The sequence below is a fragment of the Rossellomorea sp. RS05 genome (assembly GCF_039822645.1).
Taxonomy (GTDB): domain Bacteria; phylum Bacillota; class Bacilli; order Bacillales; family Bacillaceae_B; genus Rossellomorea; species Rossellomorea marisflavi_B.
Genome location: NZ_JBDKWY010000002.1, coordinates 100,019 through 116,055, shown reverse-complemented (window position 1 = coordinate 116,055; position 16,037 = coordinate 100,019). Strand labels below are relative to the sequence as shown.

Genomic DNA, 16,037 nt, shown 5'->3' with positions numbered 1-16,037 from the left:
GATCTGTGTGATACAGGTCTTCTTTTTTATCTTTACAGGAAGGATTTGTGGTAAAGTATATTTATCATATTTTTCCAAAAGGAGTGGTTGAATGAAATTCCTTCTCCTTTTATCCGTTATGCTGGTGGCGGGGGGATGCAGCATGTCCCCTTCAGAGGTACAAACGAAAGTGGAATGGGCCGATATTGTCCGTTGGAACGGACACAAATACACCCTTGATCAAGACTTTGGCAAAGCTGAGGCCGATGAGAAACTTGGTGAAGTCTCATTTTCCTTGGTCGGTAGTGAGGAAGAAGATAACCCAACGTATCAATTAAAGGACGGAGAAGCCACTTTCGCTTCCCCGGGGAGTGCGATTCAATCAGTGGCGGGAATCCCCGTAGAGGAGGCCATTTTGGTTGAGGACAATGTGTATACCACAAGGGAGGAATGACCGGAAACAATGGGAAAAAGACTTATTACCGTTTTATCTTTGACACTTGGCATCCTTCATTTGATGCTGATCTATCTCTTTCTTCATGACTGGCAATCGTTTACGACTGCATTTGGTTTCATCAGTGGGGTGGGTTCGATCCTGTTCGGTATGATCATGTTGCAGTTTCATCGGACATCGAGTACGGTGATGGGAAACTTTCTTTCGATCAGGCTGGTCAGGAGTTCGACCTTGATGGTGACGGCGATCGGTGTGACAGCATACCTGATTGGAGGAATTACCTACTTGATTGCGTAGTTGAGACGCCCATCAAGGAGAAAAAAAGAACCCCACGGATCTATCCAAGGGGTTCCGGCTCTACTTGCCGCGATGACGCGCTTTGGCTTTTTGTTTCTTTTTCTCGTATTTCAGCTGTTGAAGCCTATCCCGTTCGATACGATTCTCAATTCTCGCTTGCACTTTTTTATGTTCAAGCGCTTCTTTCATGGCTTCCTGGGCTTTGGTCGAGATTCCTTTTTTCATTTCTTTGGCGGCGAGGCGCTGCAGGCGTTTCGGGTTGATAGGTCCACGCTTTTTAGCTGCCACTCCAACTCCCGGCTGTGATGATTCGTCCAGTAGCCTGGATAATCTTCCATGAATGAATAACAGGATGTCTTCCTCTTTCGGTTCGGTGCCGAATACATGGCGGAAGGCCTTAAGCTTACCTTTCTCCACTACTTCGACGATGCCGACCCAGTACTGACCATCATGGTAAATCGTTAAGGTCATAACGATTCCCTCCTCTTTGTTTACTGAAATGATGGACATCCCGAGGAGGGGAAGGTCACTGACACACCAAGCGTGCATCCGGACTACCAACCGGATCGTGTTTTTACATTTCATTTCCATTATACTAATTTTGTATAATGGATGTCATCCTGAAAGGAGAGGTTCTTATAGCTATGATTCTAGCATGTCTGTCATTTATCAAGGTTTTGTTGCTCTTCAGAGGGTTTGCATGGGTGGAAGCAAGACCGTGGCATGAGGTTTGGAAGCATCTTGTTCTGCTCTTATTTGGCCTCCCCTGCCTTTTCCTAATCCCGTTTTTCTCCTATGAAGTGTGGCTCGCAACCGGTCTTCCACCTGACTTCGGAGCTGTTTATGTAATGGGTGGGAGTTCTGCTGTCGTAACACTTTTTGGGATCATGTCCTATTTCAGCGGAAGACGATCCTATTTGAGACAGAAAGCAAGATCTTTGAACATCCGTGGGTAACATATCACCGCTCATTCCCTTCCTTTCATTTACTTTGCCAATAGCGTTATCTCAACTACTTCAGGGCGATTGAAGATCCGTAGTGGAATGATGCTGTTGCCTAGTCCGCGATTGACAAACAAATGCGTGTCTCCGTCCTTATAGAGGCCCTCTGTATACTTAGGAAACATCCCTTGATCAGGAGCCACCAGTCCCCCGATGAACGGCAGGCGGACTTGGCCGCCGTGGGCATGGCCGCTCAGTACAAGATCCATGCCCGATTCGGCGTAAACACTAAAGAGCTCCGGTCTATGGGAAAGAAGGATGTTGAACCCTTTTTTCTTTTCAACTGACTGAAGGGCAGCTGGCACGTCTCCACCAGCAGGATCATCCACCCCAAGGAGGCTTATTTCCTCTCCATTTCTCGTGAGTGCGACTCGATCATCTTTCAGAAGAACGGCGCCTGTTTTCACCACCTCTTCCCTCAGTTCCTCCCATCGTCCTGACCACCATTCGTGATTTCCCGAAATGATGTATACCGGTGCAAGGGTGGAGAGTTCCTTTAGGAGGGTGAGGCCGGGATCTGGATCATATCGCTTTGCATCGACAAGATCCCCTGTGAAGACGATCACATCAGGCTTAGATTTCTTCACTCGTTGAATCAACCTGGCCTGATTGGGTCCGAAAGACTTTCCATGAAGATCGGAAAGCTGGACGATCTGGTAACCATTGAATGATTTCGGGATCTTTGAAGACTTTATTTCAAGCTTCGCGGTGACAAGGGCATTATTTTGAAAGTAGCAAAACAAGCCCAAAACAAGGACGATTCCACTCAACACCACCCACTTTCTCATGGCCTGATCACCCGTTGGAACGCCTCCTTGAGACTCTTGTACTGCTCTTCATTTGTATCAGCAAACGCTTCGGCTCTAGAAGAGGGACGATCCTCGTAGTCGGGGATCCTCTCAAACTGGGAAACCGTGAAATCTTGACGGGTGCCGTCTAGTATATTGTAAAAATGCCAGCTTCCTTCGATCCGGGTTTTGACAATTTCACCACGAAGATGATCATGGATGACGAGAGCCGTCACTCCGCACTGCCCGCTGGCCGGATTTTCCGCTGTCCACTTCGAGCTGCTCTTGATGGACCATGCCTCGCGCAAACCATTTTCTATGGTTTTTTTCTCCATTTCTCCCCGCCCCCTTGTCTTTTCTATTAAAATAATAGCAGAAGTATTTTCCAAATTCAGTTTTTTGTTACAAAGGAGGAACCAACAATGATAGAACTTCAATCGATTGGCTCGGTCTGCCGGGTGGATAAAAATGGAGTGTTCGTGAATGAGTCGAGTCTGGAACGGGTGCATCCCACTTTCAGGGCCGTGGTGGAAGAACTGACGGAACGAATCGCTGACGGGTTTGGGGATAGGATTCACAGCGTGTATCTGAGGGGATCACTGCCGAGGGGGCTCGGCGTGGAAGGGATGTCGGACATCGACCTGCTGGTGGTCACCCATCAACCGTTGACGGACGAAACCAAATCCCGTCTGCAAGACTTGGACACCGATTCACACCCGCTGATCAACGGGGTCGAATTCGCCGTATGCACGCTGAATGAACTCTTGGAGGCCAAGCGCTTCCACCTGATTTCGTTCATGATCAAGGTGTATGGCGTGCATCTTTATGGCGAGAACCTCCAGCCTGTACTCCCTGACTTCCGTCCAGATGCGGAGCTTGCCCGTGACCATATCGCATCCATTTCCGACCAGATTGTCCTTGCGGTAAATGACCTGAAGGGAAATGAAGACCCGGACGATGTGATGGACTGCTGCACGTGGATCATGAAGCTGATCATCCGGTGCGGAATGGCCTTTGTGATTGAGGAAGAAAGAACCTACACCCGGGATTTGTATCCTGCGTATCAGCTATTCTCATCGCACTACCCTGAGAAGGAAATGGAAATGAGGCAAGCCGTGGAATATGCCATCAATCCGGTACGTGATCCAGAGGAGGTCATCCGATTCCTGAACGGATTTGGGGATTGGATCGTGACAGAAGCCGAACGCTGGCTTGTTGTACATAGAGAGGAGCAAGATCAATGAACTGGACGATCACAGAATTGAACAGGAAAGCAGCGGAGAAAATCCTCGCGTGGAAATATGAACCACCCTATGACTTTTATGAAAATGAAAGATCAGAAGAAGCCGTGGCGGAGCTGTCAGGCGGTGAATATCGCCTGGTCCTGGATGAGTCGGGGCAAATATACGGATTCTTCTGTACCGGTTCTTCCGCCCAGGTCCCCATCGGCCATGAGTTTGGCGTCTATCCGGACGATCATGTCGATTTCGGACTCGGCATGAATCCGGCATTCACCGGGAAAGGAACGGGGGCCGCTTTCACTGCCTTTATACTAAAAGAGATCCGGAGGGATACGTCCTTGCCGATCAGGCTTTCCGTGGCGACGTTCAATAAACGCGCCATTGCGGTGTATGAAAAGCTTGGGTTCCGGAAGGTGGATAACTTCCGCACCCGCAGCGCCGAGTTCATGACAATGGTTGAAAATCGGGGGTAACATGACCATTCAGCGGGATAATCCATCATTCCTCTCCAATACGAATGACAATTTTTCCTTTACTTCCCCTGTTCTCCATGAGCACGTGCGCTTCGCGGATCTCGTCCAAACTGAACTCATGACCCACATCCACGGTCAATCGGCCTGATGTGAGCATGGAGATCACGGCTTTAGCGGTTTCTTGTAGAGTTTCAGGTCTTTTTTTCCGTGTGGTACCGAGGCTGAATCCCAGTATGGACCGGCAGCTTGAGTGAAGATCGACCGACCGGATCATGCCGGGAGGTCCTCCAGCGTTGCCAAAATGAACAAGCCTTCCGTAGGGGGCGAGACAGGTGAGGCTTCGCTCCGTGACCTCACCTGATATGGAATCCAGGACGATATCGACTCCGTTTCCATTCGTGAGCTCGTTCACCCGGTGTGCAAAGTCCTCTTTCTTGTAAAGGATGACCTCGTCCACTCCTGCTTCACGGGCAATCCCTGCTTTTTCTTCGCTCCCCACCGTCCCGATCACGAGCCCCGCACCGAGCTGCTTCGCCAAGCGTGCCGCAGTGGTGCCGACTCCACCTGCCGCGGCATGGATCAGGACGGATTCCCCCTCCCCCATACGGGCCACATCCGTCAGCAGGCGATGGCTCAGAAAGGAGACGACGGGGCTTGCGGCTGCAACGGTCATGTTCAACTCATCAGGTATTGGAAACACCAAAACCTCTCGGACGATGACATATTCCGCATAGGATCCGTTATCCGGAAAACAGATGACCCGCTGACCGACGGATACGCTCCTGCAGCCTTCCCCGATTTCTTCCACGATGCCCGCAGCATCAAGCCCCGGAATGAAGGGAAGCTTGTTCCCCTTTCCTCCGCGGCGCGCTTTGATATCGGCAAAATTGACACTCGTCTTCACCACCCGTACGAGCACTTCTCCCGCTCCAGGCACCGGCCTGTCCACCTCTTCAACATACATTCCCGTCACATCTCCATATTCCTTCACCACAACTGCTCTCATACTTTCCACTCCTCCGCCTATGATTCTAGTTTAAGAATAGAAGATTTTTCCTGATAAGCAAAGATGATTTTTTGGATGAATGGTCATAAGGAGGACTTATCGATATCGGTACCATTCATAGCAATTTAAAAAGAAAAGGGATTCCAACTACCTGGAATCCCTTTTTCCCTTTACTGTTTCTTATCTAAAAATGCACGCAAAATCTCATTATATACTTTAGGACAGTCCATATTGGCAATATGGCTGCCACCCGGGATGAGCCCCGCCTCGATGGCCGGGTTGGCCTTCTTCATGAATGCGACGGCATCGACTTCGTGGGGGTCGATGCTTCCGTTCAGGATAAGGGCCGGGACCGACAGAGCGGCAAGGTCGGCGGCGCTCACGGAAGGATAGTCGTAGGTCATCCGGTCGAGGACGACCCTCCGGATCTTCTTCCACTTTTCGCCGTGCAGGTTGTTGAAATGTGCGGCCACTTCCGGCTCGTGATCTTCAATGCTGAGGAAATGGCGGTGCTGCTCTTCCATGATGCCTTTCAGCTCATCAGGGATGAATGGTGAATAGCCGGTGAGAACGATCCCCTTCATCAGATCCGGTTTACGGAGGGCGAGATGGATGGCCAGGGTTGCCCCGAGTGACAAACCGACCACATAGCCTTTTCCATGCTGTTCAATCTGGTTTTCAACAAAGCGGATGGCGCCTTCTATGTAATCTCCTTGAAGCTCTACGGTTGAATTCCCGTGCCCGGGAAGATCCAGTGCAATGACGTCATAGTCGTCTTTGAACGCTTCGATCTGGTGGGAGAAATGAGCTTGCCCCGTTCCCATGAAGCCGTGAATCAGATAGAGATTTTCCATGATTGTTCTCCTTTTTTATCAGACTGTGCGTAATGGCAGGTCGATGAGCGGTTCGTATTGCTTTTTCTCTGTATTCAATTCATACACCCGGATGGAGGTGACATCAAAACCAGGGTACGGGACGAGCTCCCTTCTGGCCTGTTTTTCCATGACGCCAAGATCCGTTTTTCCCACTTCTTCTTGGATGGATAAGGGATACAACTCTTTTCCCAGGGTCAGATGTGGCACGAATGCCTCCAGTTCAAAGTACTGCCGGATCTCTTCCGATGAAGGGGATACAGACTGGACGATCTCGCGATGAAGATCAAAGAGATCCCGGGAATGGACAGTAAGATACAGGATGGTCCCCCCGAAATAAGCCGGTTCCCCGAGGCTAAAGGAAAACGGGCGGAAGCGTGAAGCCACACCCTTCACCCCATCCAGCCACTTCCGGCCAGGCGATAGTCCCCCTTGAGCTTTCAAGGTGATGTGAGGCTCCACCCCTACGTTTCCCATCCACCTGTTCTGGAATTGTTGAACCCTTTCTAGGTACTCTTCAGGAGGCACGATGCCAATAAAGTATTCCTTCTTCACTGGCTTTCCCTCCTTTTCCAAGCGTTATGTCGTGAGAAGACGATACACATCGCCGATCAGCCCCTTCATCTGATGGATGCCCGTATTGCCGTTCGTCATGATGACCCATGCTTTTCCCTCCAAGGGCTCGGCGACCATCATGGATTGAAACCCTTCTCCCCAACCGAGGGAAGAGATCTCCGTGGAGCTTCCTTCTCCATTCAGGAACACGCCAAGTCCCGCCCAAGATGCGGCGCCTTGCGGAGAAATCATGTCCATCACATACTCTTTGGAAAATAAGATCCCCTCTCCGTTTAAAGAACGGAAGAGCTCCTTCACGAGTTTCATCAAGTCGGAAGGCGTGCTCCATAGACCCGCTGACGCGGCATACGGATAATGTGGGATCCGGTCCTTCATGACGGAGCCACCGGGCTCGTGTCCAGAGGTCATGGGAAAAGTCGGCTCGTACATGCTTCGCTTCATTCCCAGTGGACGGAAGAGATGCTCTTCGATTGCCGTTTCAAACGGGATATCCAGTACGTCTTCCACCACCTGTTGGACGATGCAATAGCCGACATCTGAATAGATGAACTCCTGATTTGGCGGCTTGACTGCCTCGATGCGTGCGGGGCATGCAGGCGTTTCTCCATTAAGGATCTTTGCCATATCAGGGCGGCCTGGAAGAATGCCGAAGCTCCCCTCCTGATCCTCGATGCCGCCTTGATGACTGAGGAGGTGGCGAAGGGTGACGTGGCCATCACCACTCTTGAACGACCAGGACCTCAGGTAGTCTTGAACGGGATGATCCAGTGAGAGCCGCCCATTTTGACAAAGCTTTACTGTGAACATGGCTGTGACGAATTTCGAGATGGAGCAAGCATGGAAAAGGGTGTCTTGCACGACATCCTCATCTCTTTTTGCTAGACCGAGAGAAAAAGTTGAGGCTTTATCATTATCGACATAGGCAATACCTATTCCAGGAACGTGGTAGGTTTTCATGAGTTTAGTGAGTATTGTTTTCATCGTTTATTTTATTCCTCCAATCAAGGAATACGAATTCATCCTCTTACTTTAGGAAAGATGACTACCCTTTAAAGCAATTGCGTCAAACTGGAATAAAGCCCATTTCACCCGCCTTTACAATACCGGAGGGCACACAATCTTCATTGGAATTTTGCTAACCAGTACTCTTTATTTTTCTGATTCCCAAGAATCATGAAGTGAATTTGAACACTACTAGTTGCGTAAATTTGCCGCTGATGAATGCAATGACAATATAACCAATAAGTGCTACTAGGAAGTCCACATAGGATGTATTGAATTGAGCGTAGGAATACGTAAAAAATGTTCCGAATAGAATTAACACTGCTATAACAGGTACGGATGATTTTTTGAAAATCATTGTGAGGCCAACACTAATCACTACGACCCCGATAGGGAAATAAACTAATAGGAGATTAATAAAACCCATTCCACCAAAGTAGTCCATAAACGCGTTCACTATTCATTCCCCCCTCTACTCATGAGTCTTCTCTCCTGGTTGAACTGTTCAACCGTATGCAGTGCCTTCATCACTTCATCCCCAAACCCCCGGATATCCGCCAGGTAGTCATATCCCTCATACAAACTATTAAACAACCGCACCGCAACGGCCCGGTACTCTGGGATAACAAGGCATGCGCAGCCAGAGGCACCGAAGATCTGGAAGGAGCCGTCCTGTAGCGTTGCACCCAGTTCATCTTGAGGATGACGGCTCTGTCCTTCTTTCAGCCACCAAAAATAGCCGAAGGACGGTTGCCCGGACCGATGGACGGGGGTGGTTACCTGCCGGATCACCTTTTCGGGAAGGATCCGTTTTCCGTCCTTCATACCAGCATTCACATGGAGGTTCCCCCAGTCGGCGAGTTCCCTCGCATTCACAAACAGATTGCGGTCTGTCCCGTCGTCGGCACCCAACCGGATCGTTGGATATCCAAGGGGAGACACGTCACAGACGAGATTCTCTGCCGCCGCTCCCATCCAGCCTGTATGGGTCCACCCCATGGGATTGATGAGCCGTTCATGAAGGATCTCCCGAACCGTTTGACCCGTGGCTTTCTGTATGACAGCGGCCACAAGATCAGGCCGCTTCCCTTCCAGTACGGTGCCCGGTGGAGCCACCACTTCTGCCATTCCGTCCGTCCACTTCAATCCCGTGCTCCTGGTAAGTAGATGTTGAACGGTTGCCTCGCCCTGGACTCCAGGAAAATAATCATTCAGGGGATCTTGGAGACGGATCGAGCCTTCCTCGATGCAGATAGCCTCAGCCAGGGCGATATAGGTCACGCGGACCGAATAGACGTTGAAACGCGAAGAAGCATCGATGCTCCTTGCCCCTGTTCGGTCATGATGGAAACCGTCGTACCATTCCTCCACGACCCGGTTATCCTTCATGACCACAAGGGCTGCACCTGATGCTTTCATTCTTTCCTTCATGGTTTTCATATGGGATCTCAGCCCATGAAATGGATCACTCATCCCGCTTCCTCCTCAGCTCACTTCCGGTCTCAGTCCTGCATAGAGATCCACAGGGTAAAGGTCGTCATTCTTCATGTGGTCGATGATGTTCCGCAAGGTAGCGGGTTCTCTGAGATCTGCGTCGTCCATCGCTTCGAGCTCGGCAAGGGGCATCCATTTCCCGTCTTGGATCTCTCCTTCTGCCGGGCGGAAGGTTCCCCCGTTCACCACGCCGGTGAAATGGAACAGGACGATACGGCTGTCTGTATCACTGATGAATGGATAGACGCCTGTCGTCGAAGTGAGCCGGACGGAGTAACCCGTCTCTTCCTTCACTTCCCTCCAGGCAGCGTCGGCAATGTCTTCCCCTGCTTCGATCCGGCCTCCGGGGAAATTCCACTTGCCCCTGATCCCTGGCTTATTTTCTTGGATCAGAAACACCTGATCCCCCTGAGTGAGAGTGACGCTGACGACTGCGATCGTATTCGGTACGATATTCATGATGTCTCCATCCTAGTAGGCCCTGACCGGTGAAATAAGCTGAAGATGGGTGGCATTACCTTCAGGGCGTATGACCACGGGCTTCATGATGCCCCCGAATTGCAGGGTCACGGTCTCTTCCTTCACCGATCTCAGCGCTTCCATCAAATACTTCCCGTCGAGGGTCATCTTCATTTCTTCCGTGCCTTCGATCTCCATGATCCTTTGGGATTCCTCGATATTCCCAAGCTGTGTGGCGGCAGAGGAAAGCTTCATCCTTCCGTCGTGAATGGTGATGTATACATTATGATTCTTCCATTCCCCGGCAAAGAGGCACGCACGGTCGACACCTTTCAACAGCTGCTTCGTCTCCATCTTCACGAGCGTCTCACTGCCTTCCGGAATGAGGCCCGATACGTTGGGATACTTCCCATCAATCAGGCGGGAATAGAGACTGGTTTCACCGAGGCGGCAGTGGATATGATGCTCGTTCATGGCCACCTCTACAACCTCTGTCTTGCCGTCCCACAGCTTGATGAGTTCCCCGATCGCCTGATACGGGACGATGCAGGCCCGGTCGATATGTTGATCAATCTTAGTTTCACGGTAGGCGAGGCGGTGTGAATCGGTGGCAACCGATATGAGCCTCCCCTCCCCCATGGAAATATGTACACCGGTCAGGACCGGTTTTGCTTCACTTTTTGAAACGGCAAATACGGTCTGCTTCAGCATTTCCATCCACCGGGAGGCCTCAAGCTGAAGGGTTTCACTTTCTTCCATGACGGGAAGCTTCGGATAGTCATCGGAAGGGAAGCCCTTCAGCTTGGTCTTGATCTCCCCGCACCTAATGTCGGCCGTCGTGTCGTCGATCAGCTGGAGGTGGATCGGACCCGAGAGCTTCTTGACGATCTCAGCCAAATACCTGGCAGGAAGGACAATCGCTCCCGGCTGCTCAACATCAAGCTTCCCCGCTTCAGCAGGCAGCTCCCTCGTGATAATCAGGTCGGAGTCACTGCCGACAAGCGTGAGCCCTTCCTCCGTCGCTACAAGATGCACACCCGTCAGCACCGGCATCGGCGTTCTCGTCGACACCGCCCTTACCACATCTCCCAACGCCTGGTGGAACACCTCACTCATAATCGTGATCTTCACCACATTTCCCCCTCGGAACTTTTCTATTATTCTTACAATTACGCGCAAATATTTCCCTACCCGAACTAGTTTACCAGAAAACGAAGGAGGATATGGATAAATATTACTAGAATTCGCATTTATTTTTTATACAGTGTCCTGTTTCATGAGTGTTTCAATCTTATCTTTCATGCCACCATTGCTTGTCTGAAGCAAATAGGTTTGGTTTATGCTTTGCCTCATGAGCAAACTTTACACCGCTCATAGGAGTGATGAAATCATCATCACCCTCTCCTCTGACACCGATGAATACAATACCTATCAGTTCACCTAAAGAAAGGGACCTCAAGGCGGAGGTCCCTTTCTTCATTCTTCTGACCAGTATTCGTCCACTTCCTGTTGCATGACCGCAAGCTTCGACACAACGGTGGGTTTTGGAATCTGATAGTGCTTATCGTATTTGCACATCCTGCATGAGCAGTGCAGTTTTCCCTTTGCCAGTTTCCCCGGATGCACGATGAACGGATGCGGAATATGTACTTCCCCATCCCTCCCCCACACATTGCGGACGACGTACAATTTTTGTTGGATGACGCGACGACGTTGGTGCCGTGTATTGGCACGTTTTCGATTCTTCATAGATGAAGACCTCCCTTGAATGGAACCCGCCTGCACGGGGCCTCAAGGTCTGTCCCCTACAGGCAGGTAAGAAGGAAAGGCTTCTTTGCTTTCATACCTGACATTTTTTCACTTCCTTAATCTTTATCAGTCTATCATGTTTCGATTCGCGGGCTCAAATCCTATGTAAGTTCCATCTAAGAGTAAATGGCGCACCGGAACCGTCCTCATCCGTTAAAAATAACCCAAAAGACTCACGGTCTATGGTACTATATGAATAGAAAAATACGGAAACAAAGGATGGTCAAACCATGAAATGGATCCTTCAGTACGCGCGGAACGCCCGCGGTGTCACCCTTGTTGAAATTCTTGCGTCACTGGTCATCTTAAGCGTCATCTTGGCGGTATTCGTGCCCCTGTTCGGCCACTCCATGACCTCGACAAAAGTGTCGGAGGACATGCTGGATGCCACCTACGTCGCCCAGACGACGATGGAAGAGCTCCACCAGCAGATGACGACGCTTAATGAAACCTCGATCGGCTCATTGAAAAACGCCACCTACCTAAGAAAAGACACAGAGCGCTACTACTATAAAAAAGAAACGTCAGATGCCTATATCGAAATCTCCATCAAAGCACCCGTGGACGGGCTATCCAGTGTCCTGGTCAAGGTGTACCCGAATTCCGGGAAGAGCAAGCTCCTCGCTCAGATGGAGACGATCAACCGCTGGGGGAAAACACCATGAAGAAGCTGATCCATAATGAACGCGGTGTCACCCTGATCGAACTGCTGGGGGCCATGGTCGTCCTTGCCATCGTCATGGTGCTGATTGCCAATGTCCAGATCTTTGGACAAAAGCAGTTCGTCAATCAAACGGAGCAAGTATCCCACGAAGCAGATGTCAGGCTTGCCATGAATCTCCTGACGAAAGAAATCCGTTCCGCCTCTTCGATCTCTGTGACAAACAACACCATCCAGACCGATACAGGGAAAATCGAGCTTAAAGGCAGCACCCTGCAGAAAGGGTCCAAAGTCATCGGTGAGAATATCGCCTCCTTCTCAGCCAGCCAAAAAGACGGGAACGTTACCCTCACCCTTAAGAGCAAGGCAAACGAAAACAAAAAAGCATCCTCATTATCAACGACACTGTACATAAGGAAGTGACCAGTCATGTTAAAAAAATACCTCACAAATGAACGGGGCATGTCCCTCCTGATGGTCCTCCTTCTCATGACCGTCCTGACGGTGCTCGGGATGGGTGTGATGAGCATCGTCATCAATAACACGAAGACCACTTCATCTGAACGGGACAATCAATCCGCCTATTACATCGCCGAAGCCGGCATCACCAAGCAGATGAAGGCAGCAGAAGACGCGGCACGCAAGCTCTACCCACTTCAATCGACCGCACCGGGCTTTTTCACCAATCTGGAATCCCAAATTGTGAAAACGACGACCCTCACTGATTTCGCTTCTTCATTCGGAGAGAAGCCTTCAGCCAAAGTGACCATAGCCAAGGTATCGGGTGAAAACCCGCGCCAATATAAGATTACCTCCGTTGGTACCATTGGAAAACGATCCAAGCAGCTGGAGAAGACGTTTACGATCAGCTGGGAGATAAAGGGTGGACTTCCCCTCAACAAAGACCTGGCCGTGTACACGGATACAACCATTTCCCTTTCCGGTGGAGCCCACATCAAAGGAAATATGGGGACGAATTCCAAGGCGGCAAGCACGATTCAATTCGACGGCGGTGCCGGGATCGACGGGAACATCTATGTACCAAAGGGATCGGAGAATATAGCCATCTACAAACCTGATTATATGAAGGTTCCGCAACCTCAACCATTCAAGGAACAGGCACAGTTTCAGCTACCTCCTTTTCCTTCCTATCCCAGCTACCCGCTACACCCCAATGTGACAGTGGGAAATGAATACAATAAATACAACGTGATCAACAATGGGGTCCTGCAGGTGGATAACTATCTTGCAGCCGATTATGAACTCAAACTCAACAGCAATACCGCCTTTAAGGAAATCAAAATGGGCTCCAATTATACCCTTTATATCAATGTCGGAAGTACGGACAAAGCCATCGTGGTGGATCACCTCAATGTTCAAAACGGACACATCATCCTGAAAGGGACAGGCAAACTCACAATCTACGTCAAGAATGAGATCAGCATGGGGTCCGGAAGCACGGTGAATAATGAGGGCGACATCAAGCGACTGAACATCTACCTGGCTAAATCCACCGCATCATCCAGCGTCAAACTGGGAGGCAATCAGAAGATCTTCGGTTCCCTCTATGCAGAAAGTGCAGATATTGAAATGAACGGCAGTGGTGGGTTTCAAGGTCACATTTTCACTGGAGGAAAGAATGTGACCATCACCGGTGGTGCACGTGCGTATTCCACCCTCATCTACGCCCCGAATTCGACATTTCAAGTACTCGGGGGCGGTACGGTGAAGGGCATGATTGTATCAAAATCGTTTGAAGGATCTGGAGGAGCAGATGTCATCTATCAATCCATCAATCTAAATGACGTCCCGTTTGCCCCAGGCGGAAGCACCGAAATCCCTGATGGGCTCATCACCTCCGACCCGGTCAGGGAAAAATAAACCCCCCAATCCTACTAATAATTGGTATAATAGGCGAGAATCTATTCGGAGGTACCTACCATGAAACGCATCATCAAATCCATTATCATCCTAAGCTTCATCGTGTACATCGCCGTTTGCGTGAATCTGCTTTTCCTTGACCAAAGGACATTCGGGGCAAGTGAGATCACGTATGCCCAGTACATCCGCTTCAGCTCGAACTTCATACCGTTCCGTACGATCTTGACCTATTTGCAGGCTCTCATCACGGGATCTCTTCCCATCAACATCCCGATCACGAACCTGGGAGGGAATCTCATTGCTTTCCTTCCCATGGGCCTTTACCTGCCACTCCTTTTCAGAAGGATGCGCAGTGTCAAAGCGTTGATCCTCACCATGACCATCATGATCCTGGGTGTAGAATCGACCCAGCTCATCACCAAAACGGGAAGCTTCGATGTGGATGACATCATCCTGAACGTCAGCGGCAGCCTGATCGGCTACTGGATTTTTACGTGGGATTGGGTGCAGAAACTGCTATTCGTATCCAAGACGAGTCATACGCGCAGAAAAGCGGCATAAGAAAAGGAACGGGAGTCACACTTCCCGTTCCTTTTTCTTATAGCTGCTCTTTCCATTTTGCATGAAGTGACCCTTGAGGCTCCTTCATGGCACCGGTTTGATTCATGACCTCTTCATATATAGAAAGGACAAAGTCCCTTGACGGATGGTCAATCAGTGGCAGTACGGACTCCCTGCCAGTAATCGCTTCTTTCTTTGCTTCTTCTGTTTCCCCTTTACGAAGAAGGATCAGGGCACTGTAGGCATACGATTCTGCTTTGGTGGCCACGTCATAAGGGTGTCGGGCCATGGGATTCTGCACGTGGACTTGAGATAGATACCCCAATGCCTTGCCATGCTCACCGAGATGGAAATAAGCTATTCCCAGATACAGATTCATATAACTGTCCATCACAAGCTTCATTGCCTTGTCTTTAACAGGTTGCTCCTCATAGAGGGCATGAAGGCCAATAATTTCTTCTGGATTTCCTTCTATTAGATAGGCGTTTAACATCTTTAAAAAGTAATAGGCGAACCGGACTTCTTCTGCATCCGTCAGTTGAATGAGCAGCGCCAAACGATTATGGTAGTAGCGGTACCTCTCCATGTCCCCTTGAATCAAGGCAAGATATCCACCGTTTGAAAGGATTTCATGGTCCCGTGTCATATCCCTCGTCCGGGCACTCTCCTGTGCTGCTTCGTATAGAAAGTCCTTTCCTGCCTCGCGATTACCGAGTGCCAGGTGAATCCCGCCGATATTGTAAAACACTTTGATCTTAAGCGCGGGGGTCTCTGTCATCTCCGGCTCTGTTTCCATCAACCGTTTGAGTTCCAGGATGGTCTCCAGTGCTTCTTCATACTGGCCGTTCAGGAAATGGAACATGGAAAGATCCCGACGGGTTTCGGTCGCTTTTTGCCTGTGCCCCAGGTGGAGAAAGACACCTTCGGCTTTTTCAATATATTGAGTGGCTCCTGCCTGATCCCCCTTCAGGGCCAATAGATAGGCATACATCTTAAAGACCTCCGCACCGTGGTACGTGTGGGCAATTTCATCGAGATGAGGATGGATCAGACCGTACACCCGGTCAGGATCGGTAAAGCCCTGTTCCGATAAACACTCCTCGACCTGTCTCCAAAGCTCCGTCGTTTCCCCTTCACTTTCCCCGATCAATTCACTGACGCCCACTTCAAGCATCCGGGCAATATGCCGGAGGTTGTCCATGGTGGGGTTGGACTTCCCGTTTTCAATCAGACTCAACATGCTCACCGAAAGCTTATCGCCGGCCACATCAGCCAGTGTTTTTCCATTTCGCTTCCGGATCTGCCGAATCCGCTTTCCGATCTGCCCCATCTCGCGACACCTCCAACTTTAATGATACTCATTATATCACACTCAGAATCTCCCTTACTCATAAATATTTTAATTAAATTCAAATTTACAGTTCCATTACCCAGAAAATAGTGGTACGATTTTATCAATCTTAAAAAAACCATAATCTGGAGG

The 16,037-nt window shown here is 50.0% G+C and carries 20 protein-coding genes; 8 read left to right on the top strand and 12 right to left on the bottom strand.

Annotated elements, in window-relative coordinates:
• Positions 1-91: 91 nt before the first annotated feature.
• Together ABJ225_RS08240 and ABJ225_RS08235 are read left to right on the top strand one after the other, a co-directional pair.
• On the top strand, positions 92-433 hold the full coding sequence (locus tag ABJ225_RS08240) for a hypothetical protein (RefSeq protein WP_347319492.1): 342 nt from the start codon (positions 92-94) through the stop codon (positions 431-433).
• A 39-nt stretch (positions 434-472) separates the two neighbouring features.
• Positions 473-730, top strand: coding sequence for a hypothetical protein (locus ABJ225_RS08235; RefSeq protein WP_347319490.1), 258 nt, complete (start codon positions 473-475; stop codon positions 728-730).
• A 60-nt stretch (positions 731-790) separates the two neighbouring features.
• Here ABJ225_RS08235 and ABJ225_RS08230 read toward each other — a convergent pair whose 3' ends face one another.
• From ABJ225_RS08230 to ABJ225_RS08220, 3 genes are all read right to left on the bottom strand, one after another.
• Positions 791-1,201, bottom strand: a complete 411-nt coding sequence (locus ABJ225_RS08230; RefSeq protein WP_218245595.1) for a YjdF family protein — start codon at positions 1,199-1,201, stop codon at positions 791-793.
• A 514-nt stretch (positions 1,202-1,715) separates the two neighbouring features.
• Complete coding sequence (locus tag ABJ225_RS08225; protein WP_347319488.1) at positions 1,716-2,519, bottom strand: metallophosphoesterase; 804 nt, start codon at positions 2,517-2,519, stop codon at positions 1,716-1,718.
• On the bottom strand, positions 2,516-2,854 hold the full coding sequence (locus tag ABJ225_RS08220; RefSeq protein ID WP_347319487.1) for a YunG family protein: 339 nt from the start codon (positions 2,852-2,854) through the stop codon (positions 2,516-2,518). Before ABJ225_RS08220 ends, ABJ225_RS08225 begins: the two co-directional genes overlap by 4 nt.
• Before the next feature lie 87 nt (positions 2,855-2,941).
• On the opposite strand from ABJ225_RS08220, the gene ABJ225_RS08215 reads away from it, so the two are divergent.
• The gene (locus tag ABJ225_RS08215; RefSeq protein ID WP_347319485.1) at positions 2,942-3,763 is read left to right on the top strand and encodes a nucleotidyltransferase domain-containing protein; all 822 of its coding nucleotides are present in this window, start codon (positions 2,942-2,944) and stop codon (positions 3,761-3,763) included.
• Positions 3,760-4,233 carry a GNAT family N-acetyltransferase gene (locus ABJ225_RS08210; RefSeq protein ID WP_347319483.1) on the top strand — a complete coding sequence of 158 codons (474 nt, stop codon included), beginning with the start codon at positions 3,760-3,762 and terminating at the stop codon, positions 4,231-4,233. The genes ABJ225_RS08215 and ABJ225_RS08210 overlap by 4 nt, the downstream gene beginning before the upstream one ends.
• 25 nt (positions 4,234-4,258) lie before the next feature.
• On the opposite strand, the gene ABJ225_RS08205 is transcribed toward ABJ225_RS08210, so the two are convergent.
• The 8 genes from ABJ225_RS08205 to ABJ225_RS08170 all read right to left on the bottom strand — a co-directional run bounded on the left by ABJ225_RS08205 (position 4,259) and on the right by ABJ225_RS08170 (position 11,391).
• Positions 4,259-5,239: a quinone oxidoreductase family protein gene (locus ABJ225_RS08205; RefSeq protein WP_347319481.1), complete on the bottom strand. Its 981-nt coding sequence runs from the start codon at positions 5,237-5,239 to the stop codon at positions 4,259-4,261.
• Between the two features lie 170 nt (positions 5,240-5,409).
• On the bottom strand, positions 5,410-6,093 hold the full coding sequence (locus tag ABJ225_RS08200; protein WP_318340865.1) for an alpha/beta fold hydrolase: 684 nt from the start codon (positions 6,091-6,093) through the stop codon (positions 5,410-5,412).
• Positions 6,094-6,111: 18 nt separating this feature from the next.
• Entirely contained in the window at positions 6,112-6,666 is a 555-nt protein-coding gene (locus tag ABJ225_RS08195) for a 2'-5' RNA ligase family protein (protein WP_079515123.1), read from the bottom strand.
• A 24-nt stretch (positions 6,667-6,690) separates the two neighbouring features.
• Complete coding sequence (locus ABJ225_RS08190; RefSeq protein ID WP_347319478.1) at positions 6,691-7,668, bottom strand: serine hydrolase domain-containing protein; 978 nt, start codon at positions 7,666-7,668, stop codon at positions 6,691-6,693.
• 477 nt (positions 7,669-8,145) lie between these two features.
• The gene (locus ABJ225_RS08185) at positions 8,146-9,162 is read right to left on the bottom strand and encodes a serine hydrolase domain-containing protein (RefSeq protein WP_347319476.1); all 1,017 of its coding nucleotides are present in this window, start codon (positions 9,160-9,162) and stop codon (positions 8,146-8,148) included.
• Between the two features lie 12 nt (positions 9,163-9,174).
• The gene (locus ABJ225_RS08180; RefSeq protein ID WP_079515120.1) at positions 9,175-9,642 is read right to left on the bottom strand and encodes an NUDIX hydrolase; all 468 of its coding nucleotides are present in this window, start codon (positions 9,640-9,642) and stop codon (positions 9,175-9,177) included.
• A gap of 12 nt (positions 9,643-9,654) precedes the next feature.
• Entirely contained in the window at positions 9,655-10,773 is a 1,119-nt protein-coding gene (gene dnaN, locus ABJ225_RS08175) for a DNA polymerase III subunit beta (RefSeq protein ID WP_347319474.1), read from the bottom strand.
• Between the two features lie 345 nt (positions 10,774-11,118).
• Positions 11,119-11,391, bottom strand: a complete 273-nt coding sequence (locus tag ABJ225_RS08170) for a hypothetical protein (protein WP_347319472.1) — start codon at positions 11,389-11,391, stop codon at positions 11,119-11,121.
• A 290-nt stretch (positions 11,392-11,681) separates the two neighbouring features.
• On the opposite strand from ABJ225_RS08170, the gene ABJ225_RS08165 reads away from it, so the two are divergent.
• Genes ABJ225_RS08165 through ABJ225_RS08150 form a run of 4 tightly spaced genes read left to right on the top strand, consistent with a single transcriptional unit; the run spans position 11,682 to position 14,554 of the window.
• A complete protein-coding gene (locus ABJ225_RS08165; RefSeq protein WP_347319470.1) occupies positions 11,682-12,116 on the top strand; it encodes a type IV pilus modification PilV family protein in 435 nt (144 codons plus the stop codon).
• Entirely contained in the window at positions 12,113-12,535 is a 423-nt protein-coding gene (locus ABJ225_RS08160) for a PilW family protein (protein ID WP_347319468.1), read from the top strand. Before ABJ225_RS08165 ends, ABJ225_RS08160 begins: the two co-directional genes overlap by 4 nt.
• A 6-nt stretch (positions 12,536-12,541) precedes the next feature.
• Positions 12,542-13,993 carry a DUF7305 domain-containing protein gene (locus tag ABJ225_RS08155; RefSeq protein WP_347319466.1) on the top strand — a complete coding sequence of 484 codons (1,452 nt, stop codon included), beginning with the start codon at positions 12,542-12,544 and terminating at the stop codon, positions 13,991-13,993.
• Positions 13,994-14,053: 60 nt separating this feature from the next.
• The gene (locus ABJ225_RS08150; RefSeq protein ID WP_347319464.1) at positions 14,054-14,554 is read left to right on the top strand and encodes a VanZ family protein; all 501 of its coding nucleotides are present in this window, start codon (positions 14,054-14,056) and stop codon (positions 14,552-14,554) included.
• Between the two features lie 37 nt (positions 14,555-14,591).
• Here the strand turns inward: ABJ225_RS08150 and ABJ225_RS08145 are convergent, their stop codons facing one another.
• Positions 14,592-15,884: a helix-turn-helix domain-containing protein gene (locus ABJ225_RS08145; protein ID WP_347319462.1), complete on the bottom strand. Its 1,293-nt coding sequence runs from the start codon at positions 15,882-15,884 to the stop codon at positions 14,592-14,594.
• Between the last annotated feature and the right edge of the window lie 153 nt (positions 15,885-16,037).